Below are 23,463 nucleotides of genomic sequence, written 5' to 3' on the forward strand. Positions count from 1 at the left end.
TAAATCCGGCATTTCGGCCGCTGTGTACAGCCGAACAACTCGCGCACCCGGCACCCGCGGGCGCCTGGCAACTCAGAACTCTTACACGTGGTGGTAGCCGCTTCCAGCCATGATCTCTTGCGAGCGGTACACCTGCTCCACGAGCATCAACCGCACGAGCTGATGCGGGAACACCAAATCAGACAAAGACCACACCAAGTCTGCGCGCCGGTGCACACTCTCATCCACGCCGAACGCCCCGCCGATCACCACAACAACCCGCTTGCCCTGGTCGATCGGCCCACGCAGAGCCTTCGCGAGCCGCGGCGAGCTGAGCATTTTCCCGCGCTCATCCAACAGCACCACGTAGTCGCCGCCACCGATCTTCTTCAGAAGGCGAGCTGACTCTTCAGCCCGCGCCGCATCGTCCGCTTTGGAACTGTGCTGCAACAAATCCCACTGAACATCCCACGGCTTACGCAGCCGGCGTTCATAACGCTCGATGCCCTCTTCAACCCACGACTCATGCTTACGGCCAACAGCCAGAACCCTGATACTCACACAAACCATCCTGGCATGCGTGTGCAAGACTGAACCACATGAATCACGCCCACACAACGGAAGCATCCGCGCCAGAGCCGCCAGTGCAACAACCGGGGAGCCGCCCGCATCTGCGCCGACTGCGGGCCAGCGATGCCGACGCCGTGCGTTCAGCGTTCGCTTCATGCCCGGAGATGGTGCGCCAGGGCAACGTTACTGACGCCGACTCTGCCGCCCGCTACGTCGCGGCCCTCGTCAACGATGACGACTGCGCCGACGCGGCAGGTGTGGACCAGACCGACGGCGACGCATCCGCCGCCGCTGACTCCACCGCAGATGCGTGCGATGACAAGGATGCGTTCGCTGTCGTGGACGAAAACGACAGGCTGTGGGGACTCGTCTGTATCAACCGTGATGCGGCGAATAGGGTTGGCTGGTTCTGGTACTGGATGCACGCTGCCACGCGGAAGCAGGGCTGGACTTCGCAAGCGGCGGCAACTGTTGCAAACTGGGCTCTTCGGGATGGCGGCTACGAACGGCTCGAGCTGGGGTATCGCGCTAATAACCCTGGCTCAGCGTGCGTCGCAGCCGCGGCAGGTTTCGTGCCGGAGGGCATCGAGCGGAAGAAGTTCCTTGTTAAAGGTGAGCGCATCGATGTTCATGTGAGTGGCAGGCTGCTCACGGACCCAACCCCGCAGACGCCGGAGCTTGAGATCGTATGGTGACTAACCGCGCCCAGCCCCAACATCAACCCGCCGCCACGAATCGTCGCGGCGTGTGGGGTCCATCCTCTGGACGCACCGCGCCGCACACTGCGCTGCGCCCCGGCCTGAACATGTCCGTTTTGCTCGTGTGTGCGGTCGCGGCACTTACGGGCGCCGTCGTGCTCCTCTCTTATGTGGGCATCAACGCGACAGGTCTGCCAGTGGACCGGAACGTCCTGGACGCCGCCGTCGACGCCCGCACGGAAGCCATGGACCGCATCGTCCCGTCGTTCACCATGGTCGGAAGCACGCCGGTGTTCACACCCATCATGGTCGTGATCGCGGCGGTGATCGCTCTGACCAAACGCACGATGTGGCCGGTCGTGGTGCTGGCTTTCACGGCAACGTTGTCGGTCGGGACCACGGTGATAGTGAAGAACACGTTCAACCGTGATCGTCCGCCGCTTGAAACTCAGCTTCAGCCGCACGAATTCTCCGGTTCGATACCGTCTGGGCACACGCTGAACGCTGTCGCGTTGGTGAGCGTGAGTGTTGCCATGATCTTGCGGTGGGCCGCACGCTCGTGGGTGCGGTGGCTCACCGTGGTGCTGGCGGTCGCGTATATGGTCGCGATGGCGCTGTCCCGCATCTACATGGGCGTGCACTGGGTGTCGGATGTCGCGTGCGGCGCGCTTTTGGGCACGGCGATCGCGTGCGTGGTCATAGCGTTCGATGTGTGGGCTAGGTCGCGGGGAACGCGCGACAACAGCGCCACCCACTAGACAGCGCCACCCACTAGACAACGCCACCCACTAACCGGAGCTTAAAACCAAGAGGGTTCCAGAACTTTTGTTCTGGAACCCTCTTGTTCGTGGCGGTAGCGGTGGGATTTGAACCCACGGTGCAGGTTCGCTGCACACAACATTTCGAGTGTTGCACCTTCGGCCGCTCGGACACGCTACCAACTCCGGATACTCTATGCCATAGGCGGGGTTGAGTCCAAACCGGAGCAATGCTTGCGGGCATCATGTGGAGGCTTCGCTGCGGGCTCTGTTGCAAAGATTGGCGGCAGTCAGAGGTAGGCTGTCGCTCTGCGCCGATCAGGCGGCTGCTGCGAAATGGTGGTTGAGCATGCCCATGGCCTCCGTCAGCGCCGAGGGCCCAATGCCAAAAGCTCTCTCCACAAGGCGCACCTCGCCCCTGATGCCGGGCTGCAGGCACCAGGGGCGAGCCTGTCCTTTGCGCAGGGCTCGCATGACTTCGAATCCCTTGATCGTGGCATAGGCCGTGGGGATCGATTTGAAACCGCGCACCGGCTTGATCAGTATCTTGAGCTTTCCGTGATCGGCCTCGATCACGTTATTGAGATACTTCACCTGCCGGTGGGCCGTCTCCCGGTCCAGCTTTCCTTCGCGCTTCAATTCGGTGATCGCTGCACCATAGCTCGGCGCTTTGTCGGTATTGAGCGTGGCAGGCTTTTCCCAGTGCTTCAGGCCTCGCAGGGCCTTGCCCAGGAACCGCTTCGCTGCCTTGGCGCTGCGGGTCGGCGACAGGTAGAAATCGATCGTGTCGCCCCGCTTGTCGACTGCCCGGTACAGGTAGGTCCACTTGCCCCGCACCTTGACGTAGGTTTCATCCAGGCGCCAGCTCGGATCAAAGCCACGCCGCCAGAACCAGCGCAGCCGCTTCTCCATCTCCGGGGCGTAGCACTGGACCCAGCGATAGATCGTCGTATGGTCGACCGAAATGCCGCGTTCCGCCAGCATTTCCTCAAGGTCGCGATAGCTGATCGGATAGCGACAATACCAGCGCACCGCCCACAGGATCACATCACCCTGGAAATGGCGCCACTTGAAATCCGTCATCGTTCCGTCCGTCCAATCTCCGCCAAGCATGCTCAAGCTTCACGATTTTTGCAACAGAGCCATATCGACAACCTCTCGCGCAACCAAGACATCGCGGTCGGACTGCAAGTGATCTTGAAGCCACGGGCCCGTCCCACCCCGACATGGACCTCGATGCCCGAACGGACGTTAGATTTCGAGTTCTAGGCGTTCTGCGATGAAGGTTGGATCCCAGCCGGGATTGAAAGTGTCGACGTGGGTGAATCCGAGCCGCTCGTATAGGCCACGCAGGTTCGGGTGGCAGTCGAGCCGCAGCTTGGCGCACCCCTGCGTTCGCGCGGCATGGCGGCAAGCCTCGATCAGCGCGGAGCTGACACCCCGGCCCGCATGTGTCCGTCGCACCGCGAGCTTGTGCAGATATGCGGCCTCCCCCTTGAGGGCGTCGGGCCAGAACTCGGGATCCTCGGCCGACAAGGTGCAACAGCCGACGATGCCGTCGCTGCAACTCGCGACTAGGAGCTCGGATCTCAGGACGAAGGTCTCCGCGAATGTCCGGTCGATCCGCGCGACGTCCCAGGCGGGCGTTCCCTTGGCGGACATCCACGCCGCAGCGTCGTGCATCAGCCGCACAACCTCGTCGATATCACCCGAGCAGGCGACCCGAACGTTCGGAGGCTCCTCGCTGTCCATTCGCTCCCCTGGCGCGGTATGAACCGCCGCCTCATAGTGCAGTTTGATCCTGACGAGCCCAGCATGTCTGCGCCCACCTTCGCGGAACCTGACCAGGGTCCGCTAGCGGGCGGCCGGAAGGTGAATGCTAGGCATGATCTAACCCTCGGTCTCTGGCGTCGCGACTGCGAAATTTCGCGAGGGTTTCCGAGAAGGTGATTGCGCTTCGCAGATCTCCAGGCGCGTGGGTGCGGACGTAGTCAGCGCCATTGCCGATCGCGTGAAGTTCCGCCGCAAGGCTCGCTGGACCCAGATCCTTTACAGGAAGGCCAACGGTGGCGCCCAAGAAGGATTTCCGCGACACCGAGACCAATAGCGGAAGCCCCAACGCCGACTTCAGCTTTTGAAGGTTCGACAGCACGTGCAGCGATGTTTCCGGTGCGGGGCTCAAGAAAAATCCCATCCCCGGATCGAGGATGAGCCGGTCGGCAGCGACCCCGCTCCGTCGCAAGGCGGAAACCCGCGCCTCGAAGAACCGCACAATCTCGTCGAGCGCGTCTTCGGGTCGAAGGTGACCGGTGCGGGTGGCGATGCCATCCCGCTGCGCTGAGTGCATAACCACCAGCCTGCAGTCCGCCTCAGCAATATCGGGATAGAGCGCAGGGTCAGGAAATCCTTGGATATCGTTCAGGTAGCCCACGCCGCGCTTGAGCGCATAGCGCTGGGTTTCCGGTTGGAAGCTGTCGATTGAAACACGGTGCATCTGATCGGACAGGGCGTCTAAGAGCGGCGCAATACGTCTGATCTCATCGGCCGGCGATACAGGCCTCGCGTCCGGATGGCTGGCGGCCGGTCCGACATCCACGACGTCTGATCCGACTCGCAGCATTTCGATCGCCGCGGTGACAGCGCCGGCGGGGTCTAGCCGCCGGCTCTCATCGAAGAAGGAGTCCTCGGTGAGATTCAGAATGCCGAACACCGTCACCCTGCTGCGTAACATCGTTGCTGCTCCATAACATCAAACATCGACCCACGGCGTAACGCGCTTGCTGCTTGGATGCCCGAGGCATAGACTGTACAAAAAAACAGTCATAACAAGCCATGAAAACCGCCACTGCGCCGTTACCACCGCTGCGTTCGGTCAAGGTTCTGGACCAGTTGCGTGAGCGCATACGCTACTTGCATTATAGCTTACGAACCGAACAGGCTTATGTCCACTGGGTTCGTGCCTTCATCCGTTTCCACGGTGTGCGTCACCCGGCAACCTTGGGCAGCAGCGAAGTCGAGGCATTTCTGTCCTGGCTGGCGAACGAGCGCAAGGTTTCGGTCTCCACGCATCGTCAGGCATTGGCGGCCTTGCTGTTCTTCTACGGCAAGGTGCTGTGCACGGATCTGCCCTGGCTTCAGGAGATCGGAAGACCTCGGCCGTCGCGGCGCTTGCCGGTGGTGCTGACCCCGGATGAAGTGGTTCGCATCCTCGGTTTTCTGGAAGGCGAGCATCGTTTGTTCGCCCAGCTTCTGTATGGAACGGGCATGCGGATCAGTGAGGGTTTGCAACTGCGGGTCAAGGATCTGGATTTCGATCACGGCACGATCATCGTGCGGGAGGGCAAGGGCTCCAAGGATCGGGCCTTGATGTTACCCGAGAGCTTGGCACCCAGCCTGCGCGAGCAGCTGTCGCGTGCACGGGCATGGTGGCTGAAGGACCAGGCCGAGGGCCGCAGCGGCGTTGCGCTTCCCGACGCCCTTGAGCGGAAGTATCCGCGCGCCGGGCATTCCTGGCCGTGGTTCTGGGTTTTTGCGCAGCACACGCATTCGACCGATCCACGGAGCGGTGTCGTGCGTCGCCATCACATGGGCTCTGTTGCAAAGATTGGCGGCAGTCAGAGGTAGGCTGTCGCTCTGCGCCGATCAGGCGGCTGCTGCGAAATGGTGGTTGAGCATGCCCATGGCCTCCGTCAGCGCCGAGGGCCCAATGCCAAAAGCTCTCTCCACAAGGCGCACCTCGCCCCTGATGCCGGGCTGCAGGCACCAGGGGCGAGCCTGTCCTTTGCGCAGGGCTCGCATGACTTCGAATCCCTTGATCGTGGCATAGGCCGTGGGGATCGATTTGAAACCGCGCACCGGCTTGATCAGTATCTTGAGCTTTCCGTGATCGGCCTCGATCACGTTATTGAGATACTTCACCTGCCGGTGGGCCGTCTCCCGGTCCAGCTTTCCTTCGCGCTTCAATTCGGTGATCGCTGCACCATAGCTCGGCGCTTTGTCGGTATTGAGCGTGGCAGGCTTTTCCCAGTGCTTCAGGCCTCGCAGGGCCTTGCCCAGGAACCGCTTCGCTGCCTTGGCGCTGCGGGTCGGCGACAGGTAGAAATCGATCGTGTCGCCCCGCTTGTCGACTGCCCGGTACAGGTAGGTCCACTTGCCCCGCACCTTGACGTAGGTTTCATCCAGGCGCCAGCTCGGATCAAAGCCACGCCGCCAGAACCAGCGCAGCCGCTTCTCCATCTCCGGGGCGTAGCACTGGACCCAGCGATAGATCGTCGTATGGTCGACCGAAATGCCGCGTTCCGCCAGCATTTCCTCAAGGTCGCGATAGCTGATCGGATAGCGACAATACCAGCGCACCGCCCACAGGATCACATCACCCTGGAAATGGCGCCACTTGAAATCCGTCATCGTTCCGTCCGTCCAATCTCCGCCAAGTATGCTCAAGCTTCACGATTTTTGCAACAGAGCCTCGCTGCGCATCGTGGCGAAGAAATCCTGGAGGATTCTCTGGCATTCATCGGCGCGCATACCCGCGAAAACTTCGGCCCGATGATTGAGCCGCGGCTCCCGCAGGATGTCCATGACGGAGCCGGTCGCGCCGGCTTTCTCGTCCCACGCGCCGAAAATAACTCGCGGGATCCGTGCCAGAACGATCGCACCAGCGCACATCGCGCATGGCTCAAGCGTGACCACAAGCGTGCAGTCGGTAAGCCGCCAGCCGTCGCCCGCTTCGGCATCGTCCGCGAGAATGCGCGCGGCCTCACGGATAGCTACAACCTCGGCGTGGCCGGTCGGGTCGCCGTCGCGTTCACGGATGTTGTGGCCGCGTGCCACGATCTTCCCGTCAGGCCCCACGATGACCGCGCCGATGGGAATGTCGCCGTGAAGGGCGGCCGCGCGTGCTTCTTCGAGCGCGGCGTCCATCCATTCGTTGGCGCCTGAAGGTGGTTTGATCGGCATGTCCATAACGGTAAACCATGATTCTTCGCACCATGTAGTCGGTTGAGGCCCCTACGCGGATGCGTGGGCGGTATTCTGTTTCTATGCGCGTACATGTTGTTGAGCATCCCCTCGTGGCCCACAAGATTTCGGTTTTGCGTGACAAGACGACCCCGTCGCCGGTATTCCGCCAGTTGACTGAGGAACTTGTGACCCTGCTTTCTTATGAAGCCACACGTGACATCCGTACCCGTGAAGTCACGGTTGAGACGCCTGTCGCGACGACCAAGGGCGTTGCTTTCGCTAAGCCAACCCCGCTCGTCGTGCCTATTCTTCGCGCTGGCCTGGGCATGCTTGAAGGCATGATGCGCCTGCTACCTACCGCTGAGGTGGGCTTCTTGGGCATGGCGCGCAATGAGGAGACCCTCGACATCATCACGTATGCGGAGCGGCTCCCGGAGGACCTATCGAACCGTCAGGTTTTTGTGATCGACCCGATGCTTGCAACGGGTGGAACGTTGGTTGAGTCGATCGGCTATCTCTTCGATCACGGCGCGGATCAGGTGACCTGCATCTGCTTGATCGCGGCTCCGGAAGGTGTTGAGCGCCTGCGCAAGGCCTACGGCGATGACGAGCGCGTGAACCTGTATGTCGCCGCTTTGGACGAGTGCTTGGATGAGAACGCCTACATCGTCCCGGGCTTGGGTGATGCGGGCGACCGCCTGTACGGCCTCGCTGAGTAATTCGCAGCGCTAGACATCAGCACGGCGGCGTGTTGGCGCTGTTTCTGTTGGAGGGCTGTACGGTAGCCGGATCGTGAAGACAGTGTCGCCTGGCTCGGATTGGGCGATGATGGTTCCGTGGTGGGCTTCGACGATCGCTTTGACGATCGCGAGGCCGAGTCCGCTGGTTGAGGATGAACCCGAGCGTGCTTTGTCAGCGCGGGCCAGTCTGTCGAAAATTTTCGGCAGGAATTCTGGATCGATGCCTTCCCCGGTGTCATGGAATCGGAGTACGACGTCGTAGCCGCTGTGGCGTGAACGTGCATGTTCGTCTGTATGCAGTTGCGTCGTGGATGTGTTGCCGGGTGAAGTTGAGGTGCGCGGCGTGGGCACGCTGGTCGCTTCGGACGGTTCGATGCCGACTGTGATGTTGACCTGGGTTCCGGAACTCGTGTGCTTCGCTGCGTTGGACGCGAGGTTGGAAAGGACGCGGCTGAGCTGTGTCGGGTCGCCTTCGACGTAGGCGGGCGCGCCTTCGGTGAAGGCATCGAATTCCCACGTGTGGTCGGAGAACGCGGCCTGGGAGTCGAGGTAGGCGTTGGCGGCGAGCTGAACCATGTCGATGGTTTCCATTGCGGAGGCGGTGGTGCCTTCATCAAGACGGTTCAGCAGCAGGAGTTGCTCGACCATCTCGGTCATGTTTTCTGTCTGCTCAATGAGCCTCTCGAGCGAGCGTTCGCCGTCGGGGGATAACTGGTCGGTGACGTGGATGAGTTGTGCGTAGCCGCGGATTGCTGCGAGTGGTGTACGCAGTTCGTGGGAGGCGTCGGCTACGAAGCGCCGCATTTTGGTTTCTGATGCGGTACGGGTTTCGAGGGCGCCACCAACGTTGTCGAGCAGCCGGTTGAGGGCTCCGCCGAGCCGACCGAATTCGGTTGATTTGCTTGCGAGGTCGCGGTCTACTCGTTGGTCGACGTGCACGTCTGACTCTGAGAGCGGCAGGGTCGCGATCGAGTCGGCGACGTCGACGACGTGTTCTAGCGGTTTCATCGTGGACCGCACAACGAAGGTTCCGATCGCACCGACGAGCACGATACCGACGGCCGAGACGATCAGCATCGTGAGGTCGAGCGTCCTGAGTGTCGCGTAGGTGCGTTCTGTCGGGAGGCCCGCGACCATCACGGTTGAAGAGGGGAGCTCGGATGAGCTGACCGGTTGAATTCGGAGTCGGTAATCGCCTGCGTCGAGGCTGATTGTGATGCCCGCGGAGGTCTCTGTTGGGTCGACTTTGGCGACTTCGGAGAGAATCGTGTTGCGGTCGGTGTCCGAAAGCTTCGTGGGCATGCCGGTGTAAGGATCAGAGAGCTCTGGCCCGGCACGGAATTGACCGTCCGCGACGAGGGCGGCGAGGGTTCCGACGGGCTGGCTGCTGACGTCTGTGACGGGCATGTGGTCGCTAGCGGATGTCGCGCGGTCGATGGTTGCGGTGAGGCTGGAATCCAGTTGCCCCCACAATCGGGCAGCCATGAGGGCGTGTGTGAACCCGCCGATGATCATAGAACCAGCGGCGAGCATAAGGGTCAGCAAGACCACCAAGCGTAAGCGCAGTGACATGCGCGCATTCTTGCGAGCTGTGTGGCGCTTGCTGAGACGCACGTGTTAATCACGCTCCGGGCTTGAGGACATATCCAGCTCCGCGAACCGTGTGGATCATAGGTGAGCGGCCTGTATCGATCTTTTTACGAAGGTAAGAGATGTAGAGCTCAACGATATTGGCTTGCCCATCGAAGCCGTAGTTCCACACAGACTCCAGGATCTGCGGTTTGGATACTACACGACGCGCGTTCTCCATTAGGTACTTCAATAGGTCGAACTCGGTTGCTGTGAGTTGGATTTCAACGCCGTCACGGTGGACTTCGTGCGATGCAGTGTTGAGGCTGAGGTCTCCGACGACGATTTCAGTTTCGTCGGCGCTTGCCGCCCCGGAGCGTTGCACGAGGCGGTGGAGACGGAGCAGGAGCTCTTCTAGGTTGAAAGGCTTGGTGACGTAGTCGTCGCCACCGACCGCTAGGCCTTCGATGCGTTCGTTGGGGGAGTCTTTTGCGGTCAGGAAGAGCGCTGGAAGGTCTGGTTTGAATCCGCGGATTCGTTTGAGGACTTCAGGGCCTTCAATTCCAGGAAGCATCCAGTCGAGGACGACGATGTCTGGGTTGATTTCACGTGTGAGCTGAACGGCTTCGAGGCCGTCGTGGCAGACGGTTGCTTCCCAACCGAGCATGCGTATGCCCATTGCTACAAGGTCTGCAAGGGTTGGCTCGTCGTCTACGACGAGGGTGCGGATTGGGGAACCGTCTGGGTGTTCAAGACGCGGGAGTTCTTGAGGAGAGAAACGAGAAGTGCTCATATAACTACTTTTCCTGAGAGACGTGAGGCAACTCTATGTGGTAACTGTGTATTGGCTGTGCTGAATCGCTACCTGAGTGAGGTCGGATTGTCAAGAGTTGATCGAAAGTATATGCAGTGCGTTGAATCAATATTCATTCGATAGCCAATAGATCTGTGCATGGCTGCACTGAGTGACTAGTGTCAGTCACCCCTTGAGGTCCGCTAGATATGCAAAAAGTCTTTGATAATTCGCATCTATAGTTCAAGATGTCTAATAAAGTGACCTTGATCACATAAATGGGCGCAAATCTCGGATAGTGAGACGAATGAATAAATTTTGCTTGCGGTATTGGAATATTGCGAGCAATATCTTGTCATACAAGGAAATGAGTCGAAACTTATAACGTTTCAGGATTTCGGACCTTTGTGAAAGTCGCCGTTTTATACGGCGTCATCTTCGCTCAGGCGCGTTCATAAGCGTTAGGGCTTCGGCCGGCCGAACCCCGGGGCGGCCCGTGCACCGGGGTTACGTCTAAGGAGCAGGTATGTCCACCAATGCCGGATACGTCCACATCTCTGTCCGCGCCGCACAGAAGCGCGCAGCAGCTGCTCGCCGAGCCGCTGAACTAGGTCGTGCAGGATGGGGGAACCTTGCGCCAGTGCCACAGGGGCGTCACGGCATTCATCCGATGCCGGGGCATCTTGGGCAGGAACAGGCTGCTCCTGAAGCCGGCTCTGAGCCGACAGCTCGCGGCTTCGTTGTTTACGTAGGTTTGGACGAGGAGACCGCGGCGGCCGCAGGCACTTCGCTCTCACGCTTGTCTTCGCAGGTGACCACGTTCCTGCAGACCCTCGTCCCGGATGCGCAGACGCACGCAGCAGTCGCGCTCGCACCAGCTAACGCTGGCGGAAACAACATCGACGTTGTGCGTCAGGCCCTCGGCGACCCAACCGTCGCAGGTAACGCACAGGCTCGCCCTGTGCCAGCCATCGCTGACCCGGCTCGCCACACCGTTGGTGTGCTGATTGATCTTTCCCGCCGCGAGGTGCAGCTCGATGGCGAGATCCTGAACCTGACCCACAAGGAATTCGAGCTGCTCAACTACCTCGTTGAGAACGGATCCCGCACCGTGGGCCGCGAGGAGCTGCTTGAGAGCCTATGGCGCGGCGCTGACGAAATTCCGAACGAGCGCACCATCGACGTTCACATCCGTCGCCTCCGCGCAAAGCTCGGCCGTCTCTCCAATACGGTTCGCACGGTCCGCGGCCAGGGTTACCGCTTCTACGATCACCCAGAGGTGACAGTATGGGCGGTTCCGGAATACTCGATCTAATCGAGAACTACATAACGTAAGCAGTGGGGCGGAGCTTGATGCTTCGCCCCACTCGCATTTAATGGTGTTGGGCCAGCGCTGTTTCGATGCGAAGTGAGGATGATGATGGCGGCAAAGACTTTGTTGATCATGCGGCACGGTAAAGCCGAAGCTCCGTGGGGTCAGGAGGACCGGATGCGTCAGCTCACTGAGTTCGGCTGTGAGCAGGCGCGCCGTGCGGGGGAGTATGTGCGGACTGAAGGGCTGGCGCCCGATGCGGCGCTGGTGTCCGATGCGGTGCGTACGCGTGCAACGTACGCGATGTTTTCGTCTGCGCTTGGTGAGGATGCGCCGAGTGCATATCTGGATCCGTCCTTGTATCTCACTGACGCCGCGGGGCTGATCGCTGCGATCAATCATGTCCCGGAGACGGTTTCGCGCCTGATTGTGGTGGGGCATATGCCATCTGTGCAGGATGCGGCGATGCGGTTGGCTTCTATTGATTCGGATGAGCGTGCCGTGATGGACATGGCGGATCACTATCCACCAGCATCGTTGTGTGTGTTCCACTTTGATGGCGTGTGGGCTGAGCTTGATGGGCGCGATGCGACTCTTGAGCGGTTCGTGACGTTCAGGTAGATCGCGCAGGATCCGCGCTGAGACTCGCGGTTAAAGTGCGGTTGCGCCTAAACCTTGGGGCGTACTTAAGGTCGGGGCCACTCTTAAAGGGGCCACTCTTAAAGAAAAACTCCGGCAAGCGATGCTTGCCGGAGTTTTGATTTGCGCGCCCTAAGGGATTCGAACCCCTGACCTTCTGTTCCGTAGACAGACGCTCTATCCAGCTGAGCTAAGGGCGCATTCAGTTTTTCACCTGATGTTCACCTGTTTGGTTCTCATCGATGGCGACCTGCTCAACAATACAGGCACTTGGAGGGGTGTGCAAATCGGTTTGAGGTCAACACGCAAAAGATGTACCGGTCTATTTGACTTGCACGACCTGTGGAAACGAGAGAAACCGCGGAAAATCAACGAACTTCCCATATGTTTCGGCTCGTCAAAGCTCTATTCACGTGGGACGCCTCACGTCACAGGAGGCTGACTTCAGCAAACCATGAGGTTGCACGGCTACTCTTGTTGAAGACGAAACAGTCCATTTGGAGGCACAGTCTTATGACCGCGAACGCCGAGCAGACCGCATTGTCCGCGCCTACTTCCCACCAGAAGTTGGCCCAATGGGTGTCCGAGGTGGCAGCACTGACCCAGCCGGATGCAATCCACTGGGTTGACGGTTCCGAATCCGAAGACCTGAAGCTCAAGCAACTCCTGGTTGACTCTGGTACGTTCACCAAGCTCAACGAGGATCTATTCCCTAACTCTTACCTCGCGAACTCCGACCCAGCTGACGTCGCTCGCGTGGAATCCCGCACGTTCATCTGCTCCGAGAAGGAAGAGGACGCCGGCTTCACGAACAACTGGATGGACCCAGTTGAGATGAAGACCAAGCTCAACGGCCTCTTCGAAGGCTCGATGCGCGGCCGCACGATGTACGTCATCCCGTTCGTGATGGGTCACCTTGATGCGAAGAACCCTAAGTTCGGTGTTGAGATCTCTGACTCCGCATACGTCGTGACGTCGATGCGCATCATGGCCAAGATCGGTAACGAGGTCTTGCGCAAGATGGAAGAGACCGAGGCGTTCTTCGTTCCAGCGCTGCACTCCGTTGGTGCTCCGCTCGAAGAGGGCGAAGAGGACGTCGCTTGGCCATGCAACGAAGAGAAGTGGATCGTTCACTTCCCTGAAGAGCGCTCCATCGTCTCCTACGGTTCCGGCTACGGCGGTAACGCGCTACTTGGCAAGAAGTGCTACTCGCTGCGTATCGCTTCCGTCATGGGTCGCGATGAGGGCTGGCTCGCTGAGCACATGGTTCTTATGCGCCTGACCAACCCAGAAGGTAAGTCCTTCAACATTTCCGCCGCGTTCCCATCGGCGTGCGGTAAGACCAACCTCGCTCTCATCGACCCAACCGTCGAAGGCTGGAAGGCCGAGGTTCTGGGCGACGACATCGTCTGGATGAACTTTGACGAAGACGGCTCCCTGCGCGCGGTCAACCCTGAATACGGTTTCTTCGGTGTGGCTCCGGGCACCGGCTGGTCCACGAACCCGAACGCTATGCGCGCCATCGCCAAGGGCAACACGATCTTCACCAACGTTGCACTGACCGATGAGGGCGGCGTTTGGTGGGAAGGCATGACCGACGAAGCCCCACAGCACCTGATCGACTGGCAGGGTAACGACTGGACCCCGGATGCCGGCCGCCCGGCCGCACACCCGAACAGCCGTTTCTGCACCCCGATTAGCCAGGCCGACATGCTGTCCGAAGAGTACTACAACCCGGATGGCGTCAAGCTCGACGCGATCATGTTCGGTGGTCGCCGCAAGACGACCGTTCCACTGGTTTCCCAGGCCCGTAGCTGGTCCCAGGGCGTGTTCTTCGGTTCGACCCTGTCCTCCGAGACGACCGCCGCAGCAGAAGGCGCGGTTGGCGTTGTGCGTCGCGACCCAATGGCGATGCTTCCATTCATCGGCTACGACGCGGGCGATTACCTTAACCACTGGGACAAGCTCCGCGAGCTCCCAGCAGCTCAGGGCGGCAAGAACCTCCCGGCTGTGTTCCTGGTCAACTGGTTCCGCCGCAACGCCGATGGCGGCTTCGCATGGCCGGGCTTCGGCGAGAACTCGCGCGTTCTGAAATGGATCTGCGACCGCATCGAAGGCAAGGTTGAAGCGACCGAGACCCCTCTGGGCCTCATCCCTGCGGAAGGTTCACTGGATCTGGCTGGCCTCGAGATCAGCGATTCGGACCTCGAAGCCGCAACCCGCTTTGACGTCGAAGAGTGGAAGAACGAACTGCCGCTCATCGAGCAGTGGTACGAGAACTTCGGCGACCACCTGCCAGCCTCCATGCGCGCTGAGCTGGACGCCTTGCGTGAGCGCCTCGGAGCTTAACGTAAGTCGTTACAGCTGATGCTGTGAACTGATGACGATGCCGCAGTCACTAAAGTGAAGTGACTGCGGCATCGTTGTTTTCTGCTCAGAAAGGCGGGGCCATATGGCGGAGCTGACGTTGATTTTCGATGGCCGCTGCGGCGTGTGCACGCGGGCCGCGGGCTGGTTGCGGCGCCTGGATAGGGGCGGCCGGGTTGAGTTGCGGGCATCACAAGAGCGCGGGGTGCGGGAAGCGTTTGGGCTCACGCAGGAGCAGACCGCCGTTGAGATATGGGCTTTCCGCATGCAGCCCGGTGGACGGGATGTAGCGGTTTCGCGTGGCGCAGGCGCGGCTTCTGTTGCGTTGGACGTCGCGTTGGGTACGCGCATTTTCAGGGCTGTGTATCGGTTCCCGCCTGTGCGGTGGTGTGCCGACCTCGTCTACGCGTGGGTGAGTGCCCACCGCGGGCGGTTCCCGGGCATCACGCCGTGGTGCACGCAAAACCCCGGGGCTTGCGAGGATGCTGAGGCATCCCGTGCAAACCCCGGGGCGTGCGGAGCGGTCTAGTTAGAGGAAGCGGTCGAGCGCGTGAGGTCTCGAGCGCTTTAGCTCGAGCTAGCCGCGGAGGATTCCGAGTACGGAATCGCGGATACGTTCCATGGTTTCGCGGTCGTTGGCTTCCGCATTGAAGCGGAGTAGCGGCTCGGTGTTGGACGGCCGCAGGTTGAACCACCATGAGCCGTCGGTTGCGCTGACCGTGGTGCCGTCGAGGGTTTCGACCTCGGTGTCATCGCCGGATCCGAGCTCGTCAACGACCTTCTGGGTTGCGGCAGCGGCGTCCGCGACCTTGGTGTTGATCTCGCCGGACGCGACATACGGCTCGTATTGGGCAACAAGCTCGGACAACGGCTTGTCTTGCCCACCGAGTGCGGCAAGAATGTGCATCGCGGCGAGCATCCCGGTGTCGGCGAAGTAGAAGTCCCGGAAGTAGTAGTGGGCGCTGTGTTCGCCACCGAACACAGCGTCTTCTTCCGCCATGACGGCCTTGATGAACGAATGCCCAACGCGGGTTCGCACAGCGCGGCCGCCGGCCGCCTCAACCGTTTCCGGGACTGCCTTGGACGTGATGAGGTTGTGGATCACCACCGGAGTTTCTTCGCCCGCGGCCTTCGCGCGAGCGATTTCGCGGGCCGCAACCAAAGCGGTGATCGCGGAAGGGGAGACCGCGGCACCGTTTTCGTCCACCACGAAGCAGCGGTCAGCATCGCCATCGAAAGCAAGGCCAAGGTCTGCGCCGTGCTGCTTCACGGCGGTCTGGAGGTCAGCGATATTTTCAGGCTCGATGGGGTTAGCGGGGTGGTTCGGGAAGGAACCGTCGAGCTCGAAGTAGAGCGGGAAGATCTCTAGTGGTAGGGCTTCAAGCTCTGCATCGCCCAGGACGGCTGGGGTCGTGAGCCCAGCCATGCCATTGCCCGCATCGACGACCACCTTGAGCGGCCGGATGCTGGAAAGGTCAACAAGGGAACGCAAGTGCCGCGCGTAGTCCGCAAGCACATCGCGGTGTTCAATCTCAGCGGGCGCGTTGAGCGGCTGCGGGAGGCCCTCGTTGAGGTACTTCTGGGCGAGGATGCGGATGTCCTCTAGGCCGGAATCCGCGGAGATCGGCTTGGCGCCGGCTCGAGTCATCTTGATGCCGTTATAGCCCGCGGGATTGTGGGACGCGGTGAAGGTGACCCCTGCGGCGTCGAGGGAGCCGCTTGCGAAGTAGAGCTCATCGGTTGAGATTTGGCCGAGGACCACGGGATTAGCGCCACGTACCGCGAGGGTCTCAGCGAAAACATTCATGAACTGTGTGCTGGATGGTCGCATGTCTCCGCCGACAAGTACCGTGGACCCGGCTAGGCCAAGGACATCGACGAACGCGGCGGCGGTCGCTTGGACGGTTTCGTCTGTGATGGTCTCGCCGACGATACCGCGCACATCATAGGCTTTAAATGAATCGCTGAGATTGATCGTGGTCATAACTGTCAGACTACGCTGTCATGCTTGTGCCACTGGTCAGGCTCACGGAAACAGCGGGAGGCGTGAGATGGAACATACGGGTAATAAGGGTCTGTCTGCTGATTTCGATGCGGCTTCTGCGCTCGCCGCGCTCCGCCGCCTGGTGGGCAACGACGCTGCGCAGTTTCACCCGGGGCAACTTGAGGCGATCGAGGCGTTAGTCGGGCGCCGGCGTAGGGCCTTGGCGGTTCAGCGGACTGGGTGGGGTAAGTCGGCTGTGTATTTTGTGGCGACTGCGTTGTTGCGGGCGCAGGGTGCTGGCCCAACGTTGATTATTTCTCCGTTGCTGGCGTTGATGCGGGACCAGATTGCGGCGGCTGAGCGGGCTGGTGTGCGTGCGCACGCGATCAATTCGGCGAACGCGACGGAGTGGGAACAGATTCGAGCCAAGCTCGCTGAAGATCAGGTGGATGTTCTGTTGGTGTCTCCGGAGCGGCTGAATAATCCGCGGTTCCGCGAAGAGCAGCTTCCGCAGTTGGTTGAGCGGATGAGTCTCCTTGTGGTGGATGAGGCGCACTGTATTTCTGACTGGGGGCACGATTTCCGGCCGGATTACCGCCGCATCAAGGATCTCATCGAACGCCTTCCGCAGGGAGTTCCTGTTTTGGCGACCACCGCGACCGCGAACGAGCGGGTGGTGCGGGATGTTGAGGAACAGCTCGCCGCGGGTGGCCAGGACGTTTTCACGTTGCGCGGCCCATTGGCAAGGAAGTCGCTGAGGCTCGGGGTTTTGCGGATGGCGAGCCCGCGCAAGCAGCTCGGTTGGCTCGTGCAGCACGTGGGGGAGCTTGAAGGCTCCGGGATTATTTATGCGTTGACGGTTTCTGCGGCCGAAGACATCGCGCAGATGCTACGTGAGGCCGGGTTGAACGTGCGGGCTTACACAGGCCGCACGGACCAGGATGAGCGGCATGAGCTTGAGGATGCGCTCAAGAACAATCAGGTCAAGGCGTTGGTTGCGACGTCGGCGTTGGGCATGGGCTTCGACAAACCTGATCTTGGTTTCGTGGTGCATGTGGGTGCGCCTAGCTCGCCGGTTGCGTATTACCAGCAGGTGGGGCGTGCGGGCCGTGGCACTGAGCGAGCGGATGTTCTGTTGTTGCCGGGGCCGGAAGACCGCGAGATTTGGCGGTATTTCGCCTCGGCCTCAATGCCGCAGGAGTCTGTTGCCCGGGCAGTGATCGATGCGTTGGCTGAGGCGGGTGGGCCGGTTTCGGTTCCGGTTCTGGAAGCGCGGGTCAATGTCCGCCGGACTGCGCTGGAATTGTTGCTTAAGGTGCTGGCTGTTGACGGCGCGGTTGAGCGCGTTCAGGGTGGCTGGGTTGGCACGGGTGTTCCGTGGAGCTATGACCGTGAACGTTATGAACGGGTCGCGCAGGCGCGTGAAGCGGAGCAGGAAGCGATGCTGGCTTATGAGCAGACGGATGGTTGCCGGATGCGTTTCCTCTCCGAGCAGCTGGATGACCCGCATGCAGAAGACTGCAGGCTCTGCGATAACTGTGCCGGCCGGTGGTTCCCGTCTGATGTGGGGGATGAAGCCACGCACCTCGCTGAGGGTGGATTGAGCCGGGTTGGTGTCGAGATTGAGCCGCGGAAGATGTACCCGACAGGACTGTCCGCGTTGGGCCTCGATGTAAAGGGGCGGATCCCTGCCGAGCTTCAGGCCGGTGAAGGGCGCGCGCTGGCTCGGCTAACGGACCCTGGGTGGGGTGCGAGGCTGCGTGAGTTGTTGCAGCAAGCTCCGGATGCCCCGGTTGCTGCCGATGTGGTTCGTGCGTGCGTCAAGGTCGTCGCTGACTGGTCGTCGGCGGCTGGCTGGATGGGGGAGGACGGCACGGCGTCGCCGGAGCGTCCGGTGGGTGTTGTGGCGATGCCATCTGCGCAGCATCCGCAGCTCGTATCCAGCTTGGCGTCTGAGCTTGCTCGGATTGGGCAGATGCGCTTTATCGGCGCGCTTGAGTACGCGGGGGCGCCTCCGCGTACGGGGCCGGGCGGTAACTCGGCGTACCGGTTCGCGGATGTGCAGGGTGCGTTCCTGGTGCCGGAGGCGATGCGTGATGCGGTGGCGTCGGCGCCGGGTCCGTTGCTGCTGGTCGATGACCTCGTGGATTCGCGATGGTCGATCACTAGTGCGGCTGCAGTGTTGCGCCAGGCGGGTGTGCCAGGGGTGCTTCCTTTTGCTTTGGCGGTTGTTGGTTAGCGGGGCTTCGTAGAATTAGAAGTATGGAACCATCGTTTCTGGTCTTGGGCGTTGTAGTTGGTGTGGTCGCGATTGTGTTGGGTCTGCGGTCCGCGGGGAAGCGTGCGCGGAAGAATTTGCAGGAGAACACTACGCCTGAGCGTGCCCGCGAGGTGTCGGAGCTTTTAGACGTTGAGACCCATAAGGCGGTTTATGCCCGGATCGCTCAGAATGATCTGATGGGTGCGGCGCAGTTGATTAAAAGCGCGACTGACCGTTCGAACATGGACTGCATCACCGACGTTGTGGCGTTGCAGCAGTACCCGCAGGTCAAGTCGCAGGCCGCGTTCCGCGAGATAGAAACCCCGGAATTCGAGACGCCGAAGTTTGAAAATCTGGAGCTGGAAAGCCTGGAGCGCAAGGCGTCTGAGGCGTCGTCAGCTGAACCGCACGCCGACGTCCAGGATTCGACCGCATCGGGCCCTGTTGATGCCTCTGATCTTGATATTCCTTCTGACCAGGATTGGGCGATCCCGGAAGATTGGGCGGTCCGGTACGGCGATGAGGCGGCGGCGTCCGAGCGTCACATGAACTTCACCCACAACGATGGGGAGCGTGAGCATTCGTTCAGTACTCAGGACATTCCGGCTGCTGAACGCGACCAGCTGATGGCTAAGTTGCGTGACCGTCGGTTCGATGAGGCATCCGAGATCATCGGCCGGCATATTGACCTGGATCAGGGGATCATTCGCCGCGCTTTGGAAGCAAACATGGCCGCTGGTTCGGGCAACGGAGTCACGTTGCAGGTCAACGTTGGTGACGGGCGCACGGTCACGTTCAGTACGGACCGTTTGAGCGAAACCGAGCGGGGCATTTTCATGACGGCGATGCACATGGAAGACGTGGACGCTGCCGTGGATATTTTCATGCGTCATACCGGTGTTGATGAGGAACACGCGCGCGAGGTGCTCCAGCAGGTGGCGCACCTATATAAGCGCGGCCACTAAGCGCGCATCTGCTTCGTTTAGCTTTCCGCTAAGGCTATTCACCTGGGTGAGGTGTTCGCCTTTAATGGTCGTGTAGGTCTGATCTAGTTTTCTCGCCTTATACGTTGTCCCGCTAAGGAGGAACACATGGCATTGGCACCAAACGGAAACGATCCATTTGCTGGCTTGGGTGAGGTCCCAAGCTTCGAGCTGACGTCCACCACGGTTGAGGATGGTGGGATGTGGCCGGCTGAACAGTACTCCGGCGCTTTCGGCATTGAGGGCGGTAAGGACATTTCGCCGCAGCTCAGCTGGTCTGGCGCACCTGAGGGAACTAAGAGCTTCGCGGTCACGGTGTTTGACCCGGACGCTCCAACGCAGTCGGGTTTCTGGCACTGGGTTCTCACTCGTATCCCGGCTTCGGTTACGGAGCTCGCTGAAGGCGCAGGCGATGGCCTGGACCTTCCGGAAGGTGCGTTCCAGTTGAAGAACGATGGCGGCCAGCCTGGCTTCATCGGTGCCGCTCCGCCGCAGGGCCATGGCCCGCATCGTTATGTGATTACCGTACACGCGCTAGACGTTGAGGACCTGGGTGTGGATGGCGACACCTCGCCGGCTAAGCATGGTTTCATGATGTTCGGTCACACGCTGGGCCGCGCCACGATTGTGGTCAACGGCGAGATCCCAGCGTAGTTTTCAGCCGATACGGCTTGTATGTGATTCGGGGGTGGTTCCGCGGCATGGGTCGCGGAACCATCCCCGACGCGTTTACTTCTGCCTCCGCCCTGGATGGTTAGGTCTCGCTAACTTTAGGTGATGCTTAGTAAGCGAAGCCTTTCTTTGCTAGCGCTTGCCGTTGAAACGGAGGATGCTGTTCATACGACTTCAACGAATGTAGGGCCTGAGAACAGGTCGGAGCCGCATCAGGCTTCGGGACACGCGCAAAAACTGAACTGGCTACGTGCGGGTGTTTTGGGCGCTAATGACGGCATCGTTTCTGTCGCTGCGGTGGTGGTTGGTGTCGCGGGTGCGACGAGCCAGATCGGCCCGATTCTGACGGCCGGTGCCGCCGCTGTGATTGGTGGCGCGGTGTCGATGGGGTTGGGTGAATACGTTTCGGTTTCTTCGCAGAGGGACGCGGAGGAAGCCCTAGTTGCCAAGGAGAAACGTGAGCTTCAAGAAGATCCTGAGGGTGAGCTTGAGGAGCTGCCGCAGCTGTATCAGGAGCAGGCGCTCTCGCGTGATACTGCGGAGAAGGTCGCGGTTGAGTTGACTGAGAAGGATGCGTTGAAGGCGCACCTGCAGATGGAGCTCAACATCGATGAGGATGACATTGTGAGTCCGTGGCATGCGGCTTTCGCGTCGATGCTCGCGTTCCTTGCTGGTGCTATCTTGCCGATGCTGACGATCGTCCTGCTCCCGCAGGGGGCGAACATTGTGGGCACGTTTGTTGCGACGTTGGTTGCGCTCGCGCTTACGGGGGCGGTTAGTGCCGAGCTGGGCGGTAGTTCGCCGGTCAAGGCCGGTATACGCGTGGTGATCGGTGGCGCGATGGCGCTCGGGTTCACGTACCTTGTGGGCTACCTGCTGGGCGCGTCCGGGGTCGCTTGAGGTGTAAGTGTTTCAGCGCAAGTTGCCTGCCCCTAATATGGCTTTAGCCCGGCACCCTTATAGGGTGCCGGGCTAAAGCCGGTCTGTCACCAGTCACCTGAAAACAGATTTAGTCGAGGTTAGCGATGGCGTAGTCGGCCTCTTCTTTGGTGAATTTTTCACCGTGTTCGCTCGTCAATTGGTCATGAATTGCGCTTGGAGACATAGCCATCGAATCTTGATAATTCTTGGCTGTTTCGAGGGCGTTCTTTTTATAGTCTGCCTTGAGATTGTCGATCGCGTATTGAGCTGCTTCTTTAGTAAATTTTTCACCGTGCTCGCTGGTGAGCTGATCATAGATTCCGGCCTTGCTCATGTGCATCGTATCGGAGTAGGCCTCCGCAGCTCTGAGTGCTGACTTATATTCCGTCGGAGTTTTCTTTTCAGTTGGCTTATCAGGCTTTGTGGAGGCGCTTGATTTCTCACCTTCACTTGTCTGTGACTTAGGCTTCTCTGAAGCTGATGGGGTCGAGGAACCGGCCGGTGATGCGTTCTCTTCACCTCCGTTAGCCAATGCAGCAATGATGCCGATACCGAGGACGACGTAGATGGCGATCATCCACCAGCGGGTCCAAAGCGACTTTTTCCTGGAAGTCTCGGGGGTGCTACCCGAGGATTGAATGTCACCCGGCTCAGACACTGGTGGCATCTGTGGGGAGTTATGGTCTGACACGTATGAACCTCCATGATGAACATGCATTTAACTCTTCTTATCGACACTAGTGTCCCATGAAATGTGGCGGGTGGACAGTAGTGCCCCATAGAGTGGTGTAACTCGGTGGCCGAGATCGTCTCCGACTTCGTGTCGTTGTCGGATGTAGAGCGGCCACCGCGTGATCCTTCGAGTCAACCTTCCAAAGAATCCTCGAACGGAGTCATCACGATGACCGCACCCCATATTGTCGACCCTGCCGGCCTGCTGGGCCAAGCCCTCGCCGATGCATCACCGGATCTGATGCGCGAGCTGCTGCAGACCATGATCAACGCCCTGCTTTCCGCCGACGCCGACAGCGTGTGCGGGGCCGAATGGAACGCCCGCTCCGAGCAGCGGACGAATCGCCGCAACGGCTACCGCCAGCGCCCGCTGGACACCCGCGTCGGCACGATCGATGTCGCCGTCCCGAAGCTGCGCCAGGGCTCGTATTTCCCGGAGTGGCTGCTCGAGCGCCGCAAGCGGGCCGAGTCCGCCCTGATCACGGTCGTGGCGGACTGCTACCTCGCTGGTGTGTCCACCCGCCGGATGGACAAGCTCGTCAAGACGCTCGGCATCCACGCCCTGTCGAAATCCCAGGTCTCGCGCATGGCCGCCGACCTCGACGAGCAGGTCGCCGCGTTCCGCCACCGACGTCTGGACGAGGCCGGGCCGTTCACGTTCGTCACCGCTGATGCGCTGGCGATCAAGGTCCGCGAGAACAAGCAGGTCGTCAAAGCCTCGGTGCTGCTGGCCACCGGCGTCAACGGTGACGGCCACCGCGAGGTCCTGGGCATGCAAGTCGCCACCAGCGAGACGAAGGCCTCGTGGAACACCTTCTTCGCCGACCTGGTGGCCCGTGGCCTGGGCGGAGTGCGGCTGGTGACCTCCGATGCCCACGCCGGGCTGGTGGAGGCGATCGCGGCACACCTGCCCGGGGCCGCCTGGCAGCGCTGCCGCACCCACTACGCCGCCAACCTCATGGCCGTGTGCCCCAAGTCCATGTGGCCGGCGGTGAAGGCGATGTTGCACAGCGTGTACGACCAGCCCACCGCATCGGCCGTGCACGAGCAGTTCGACCGCCTGCTGGAGTACACCGACAGCAGGCTGCCCGAGGTTGCTGACCACCTCGGCGATGCCCGTGAGGACCTGCTCGCCTTCACCGGGTTCCCCGACGATGTGTGGCGGCAGATCTGGTCCAACAACCCCACCGAACGTCTCAACCGGGAGATCCGCCGCCGCACCGACGTGGTCGGGATCTTCCCGAACCGGGATGCCATCGTTCGCCTCGTCGGCGCCGTCCTGGCCGAGCAGACCGACGAATGGGCCGAAGGCCGCCGCTACCTCGGTCTCGAAGTCCTCAGCCGCTGCCGACTCACCCTGACCACCGACCCCGCCACCAGCTCGCCGACGGAGGTGAGCACCGACGACCTGATGCAACTACCCGCCTGACCACCCACGAAGGATCACCATTCAGTTACACCACTTCCAGGGGCTTGACCCGGGTGGACTCCGATATGTCTTTACGACATTTTCTTCTACATGTC

At 60.7% G+C, this 23,463-nt stretch carries 22 protein-coding genes, 2 tRNA genes and 1 pseudogene; 13 read left to right on the forward strand and 12 right to left on the reverse strand.

Translation table 11 applies throughout. From position 1 onward, the window contains the following. Window positions 1–81: 81 nt before the first annotated feature. Window positions 82–540: a 23S rRNA (pseudouridine(1915)-N(3))-methyltransferase RlmH gene (locus JOD50_RS05900; RefSeq protein ID WP_204880794.1), complete on the reverse strand. Its 459-nt coding sequence runs from the start codon at window positions 538–540 to the stop codon at window positions 82–84. Window positions 541–578: 38 nt separating this feature from the next. Between JOD50_RS05900 and JOD50_RS05905 the strand changes: the two genes are divergently transcribed. Together JOD50_RS05905 and JOD50_RS10615 are read left to right on the forward strand one after the other, a co-directional pair. Further along, the gene (locus tag JOD50_RS05905) at window positions 579–1,244 is read left to right on the forward strand and encodes a GNAT family N-acetyltransferase (protein ID WP_204880795.1); all 666 of its coding nucleotides are present in this window, start codon (window positions 579–581) and stop codon (window positions 1,242–1,244) included. Then, the gene (locus tag JOD50_RS10615; protein ID WP_204880796.1) at window positions 1,241–2,005 is read left to right on the forward strand and encodes a phosphatase PAP2 family protein; all 765 of its coding nucleotides are present in this window, start codon (window positions 1,241–1,243) and stop codon (window positions 2,003–2,005) included. The genes JOD50_RS05905 and JOD50_RS10615 overlap by 4 nt, the downstream gene beginning before the upstream one ends. Window positions 2,006–2,095: 90 nt before the next feature. On the opposite strand, the gene JOD50_RS05915 is transcribed toward JOD50_RS10615, so the two are convergent. The 4 genes from JOD50_RS05915 to sul1 form a co-directional block, all read right to left on the reverse strand. After that, window positions 2,096–2,186: transfer RNA gene (locus tag JOD50_RS05915), tRNA-Ser, on the reverse strand. A gap of 137 nt (window positions 2,187–2,323) precedes the next feature. Continuing rightward, window positions 2,324–3,088, reverse strand: coding sequence for an IS6-like element IS6100 family transposase (locus JOD50_RS05920; RefSeq protein WP_001389365.1), 765 nt, complete (start codon window positions 3,086–3,088; stop codon window positions 2,324–2,326). 168 nt (window positions 3,089–3,256) lie between these two features. After that, window positions 3,257–3,757: a GNAT family N-acetyltransferase gene (locus JOD50_RS05925; RefSeq protein ID WP_000376623.1), complete on the reverse strand. Its 501-nt coding sequence runs from the start codon at window positions 3,755–3,757 to the stop codon at window positions 3,257–3,259. 127 nt (window positions 3,758–3,884) lie between these two features. Beyond that, window positions 3,885–4,736: a sulfonamide-resistant dihydropteroate synthase Sul1 gene (gene sul1, locus JOD50_RS05930; RefSeq protein ID WP_000946487.1), complete on the reverse strand. Its 852-nt coding sequence runs from the start codon at window positions 4,734–4,736 to the stop codon at window positions 3,885–3,887. Between the two features lie 101 nt (window positions 4,737–4,837). On the opposite strand from sul1, the pseudogene intI1 reads away from it, so the two are divergent. Beyond that, window positions 4,838–5,593 (forward strand): annotated as a pseudogene (gene intI1 / locus JOD50_RS05935) (class 1 integron integrase IntI1); the annotation flags it as partial. Window positions 5,594–5,647: 54 nt separating this feature from the next. On the opposite strand, the gene JOD50_RS05940 reads toward intI1, so the two are convergent. Then, the gene (locus tag JOD50_RS05940) at window positions 5,648–6,412 is read right to left on the reverse strand and encodes an IS6-like element IS6100 family transposase (RefSeq protein ID WP_001389365.1); all 765 of its coding nucleotides are present in this window, start codon (window positions 6,410–6,412) and stop codon (window positions 5,648–5,650) included. A gap of 39 nt (window positions 6,413–6,451) precedes the next feature. Further along, window positions 6,452–6,964 (reverse strand): tRNA adenosine(34) deaminase TadA, encoded by a 513-nt coding sequence (gene tadA / locus JOD50_RS05945; protein ID WP_204880797.1) that lies wholly within the window; start codon window positions 6,962–6,964, stop codon window positions 6,452–6,454. Between the two features lie 83 nt (window positions 6,965–7,047). On the opposite strand from tadA, the gene upp reads away from it, so the two are divergent. Continuing rightward, window positions 7,048–7,686 carry a uracil phosphoribosyltransferase gene (gene upp, locus JOD50_RS05950; RefSeq protein WP_101629962.1) on the forward strand — a complete coding sequence of 213 codons (639 nt, stop codon included), beginning with the start codon at window positions 7,048–7,050 and terminating at the stop codon, window positions 7,684–7,686. A 9-nt stretch (window positions 7,687–7,695) separates the two neighbouring features. Here upp and JOD50_RS05955 read toward each other — a convergent pair whose 3' ends face one another. Together JOD50_RS05955 and JOD50_RS05960 are read right to left on the reverse strand one after the other, a co-directional pair. Then, window positions 7,696–9,279, reverse strand: coding sequence for a sensor histidine kinase (locus tag JOD50_RS05955; RefSeq protein ID WP_204880798.1), 1,584 nt, complete (start codon window positions 9,277–9,279; stop codon window positions 7,696–7,698). Window positions 9,280–9,328: 49 nt separating this feature from the next. Further along, on the reverse strand, window positions 9,329–10,069 hold the full coding sequence (locus JOD50_RS05960; protein ID WP_204880799.1) for a response regulator transcription factor: 741 nt from the start codon (window positions 10,067–10,069) through the stop codon (window positions 9,329–9,331). Between the two features lie 526 nt (window positions 10,070–10,595). Here JOD50_RS05960 and JOD50_RS05965 point away from each other — a divergent pair. Together JOD50_RS05965 and JOD50_RS05970 are read left to right on the forward strand one after the other, a co-directional pair. Then, window positions 10,596–11,384 (forward strand): winged helix-turn-helix domain-containing protein, encoded by a 789-nt coding sequence (locus tag JOD50_RS05965; RefSeq protein ID WP_204880800.1) that lies wholly within the window; start codon window positions 10,596–10,598, stop codon window positions 11,382–11,384. Window positions 11,385–11,489: 105 nt separating this feature from the next. Beyond that, window positions 11,490–12,002, forward strand: coding sequence for a SixA phosphatase family protein (locus tag JOD50_RS05970; RefSeq protein WP_239541541.1), 513 nt, complete (start codon window positions 11,490–11,492; stop codon window positions 12,000–12,002). 144 nt (window positions 12,003–12,146) lie between these two features. On the opposite strand, the gene JOD50_RS05975 is transcribed toward JOD50_RS05970, so the two are convergent. After that, window positions 12,147–12,220, reverse strand: a tRNA-Arg gene (locus tag JOD50_RS05975). Between the two features lie 313 nt (window positions 12,221–12,533). On the opposite strand from JOD50_RS05975, the gene JOD50_RS05980 reads away from it, so the two are divergent. Continuing rightward, window positions 12,534–14,369, forward strand: a complete 1,836-nt coding sequence (locus JOD50_RS05980) for a phosphoenolpyruvate carboxykinase (GTP) (protein ID WP_204880802.1) — start codon at window positions 12,534–12,536, stop codon at window positions 14,367–14,369. Between the two features lie 103 nt (window positions 14,370–14,472). Then, window positions 14,473–14,916, forward strand: a complete 444-nt coding sequence (locus JOD50_RS05985) for a thiol-disulfide oxidoreductase DCC family protein (RefSeq protein WP_239541542.1) — start codon at window positions 14,473–14,475, stop codon at window positions 14,914–14,916. 48 nt (window positions 14,917–14,964) lie between these two features. Here the strand turns inward: JOD50_RS05985 and JOD50_RS05990 are convergent, their stop codons facing one another. Beyond that, entirely contained in the window at window positions 14,965–16,371 is a 1,407-nt protein-coding gene (locus tag JOD50_RS05990) for a phosphomannomutase/phosphoglucomutase (protein ID WP_204880803.1), read from the reverse strand. A gap of 67 nt (window positions 16,372–16,438) precedes the next feature. On the opposite strand from JOD50_RS05990, the gene JOD50_RS05995 reads away from it, so the two are divergent. The 4 genes from JOD50_RS05995 to JOD50_RS06010 all read left to right on the forward strand — a co-directional run bounded on the left by JOD50_RS05995 (window position 16,439) and on the right by JOD50_RS06010 (window position 21,186). Next, entirely contained in the window at window positions 16,439–18,610 is a 2,172-nt protein-coding gene (locus JOD50_RS05995) for a RecQ family ATP-dependent DNA helicase (protein ID WP_204880804.1), read from the forward strand. Between the two features lie 23 nt (window positions 18,611–18,633). Continuing rightward, window positions 18,634–19,596 (forward strand): hypothetical protein, encoded by a 963-nt coding sequence (locus tag JOD50_RS06000; RefSeq protein ID WP_204880805.1) that lies wholly within the window; start codon window positions 18,634–18,636, stop codon window positions 19,594–19,596. A 126-nt stretch (window positions 19,597–19,722) separates the two neighbouring features. Beyond that, window positions 19,723–20,268 (forward strand): YbhB/YbcL family Raf kinase inhibitor-like protein, encoded by a 546-nt coding sequence (locus JOD50_RS06005; RefSeq protein ID WP_204880806.1) that lies wholly within the window; start codon window positions 19,723–19,725, stop codon window positions 20,266–20,268. 123 nt (window positions 20,269–20,391) lie between these two features. Beyond that, window positions 20,392–21,186 carry a VIT1/CCC1 transporter family protein gene (locus JOD50_RS06010; protein ID WP_204880807.1) on the forward strand — a complete coding sequence of 265 codons (795 nt, stop codon included), beginning with the start codon at window positions 20,392–20,394 and terminating at the stop codon, window positions 21,184–21,186. A 109-nt stretch (window positions 21,187–21,295) separates the two neighbouring features. On the opposite strand, the gene JOD50_RS06015 is transcribed toward JOD50_RS06010, so the two are convergent. Next, the gene (locus tag JOD50_RS06015) at window positions 21,296–21,898 is read right to left on the reverse strand and encodes an Ltp family lipoprotein (RefSeq protein WP_338052039.1); all 603 of its coding nucleotides are present in this window, start codon (window positions 21,896–21,898) and stop codon (window positions 21,296–21,298) included. Window positions 21,899–22,108: 210 nt separating this feature from the next. On the opposite strand from JOD50_RS06015, the gene JOD50_RS06020 reads away from it, so the two are divergent. After that, the gene (locus JOD50_RS06020) at window positions 22,109–23,368 is read left to right on the forward strand and encodes an IS256 family transposase (protein WP_070491369.1); all 1,260 of its coding nucleotides are present in this window, start codon (window positions 22,109–22,111) and stop codon (window positions 23,366–23,368) included. Window positions 23,369–23,463: the final 95 nt, after the last annotated feature.

This window comes from Pseudoglutamicibacter cumminsii, from assembly GCF_016907775.1.
GTDB lineage: Bacteria > Actinomycetota > Actinomycetes > Actinomycetales > Micrococcaceae > Pseudoglutamicibacter > Pseudoglutamicibacter cumminsii.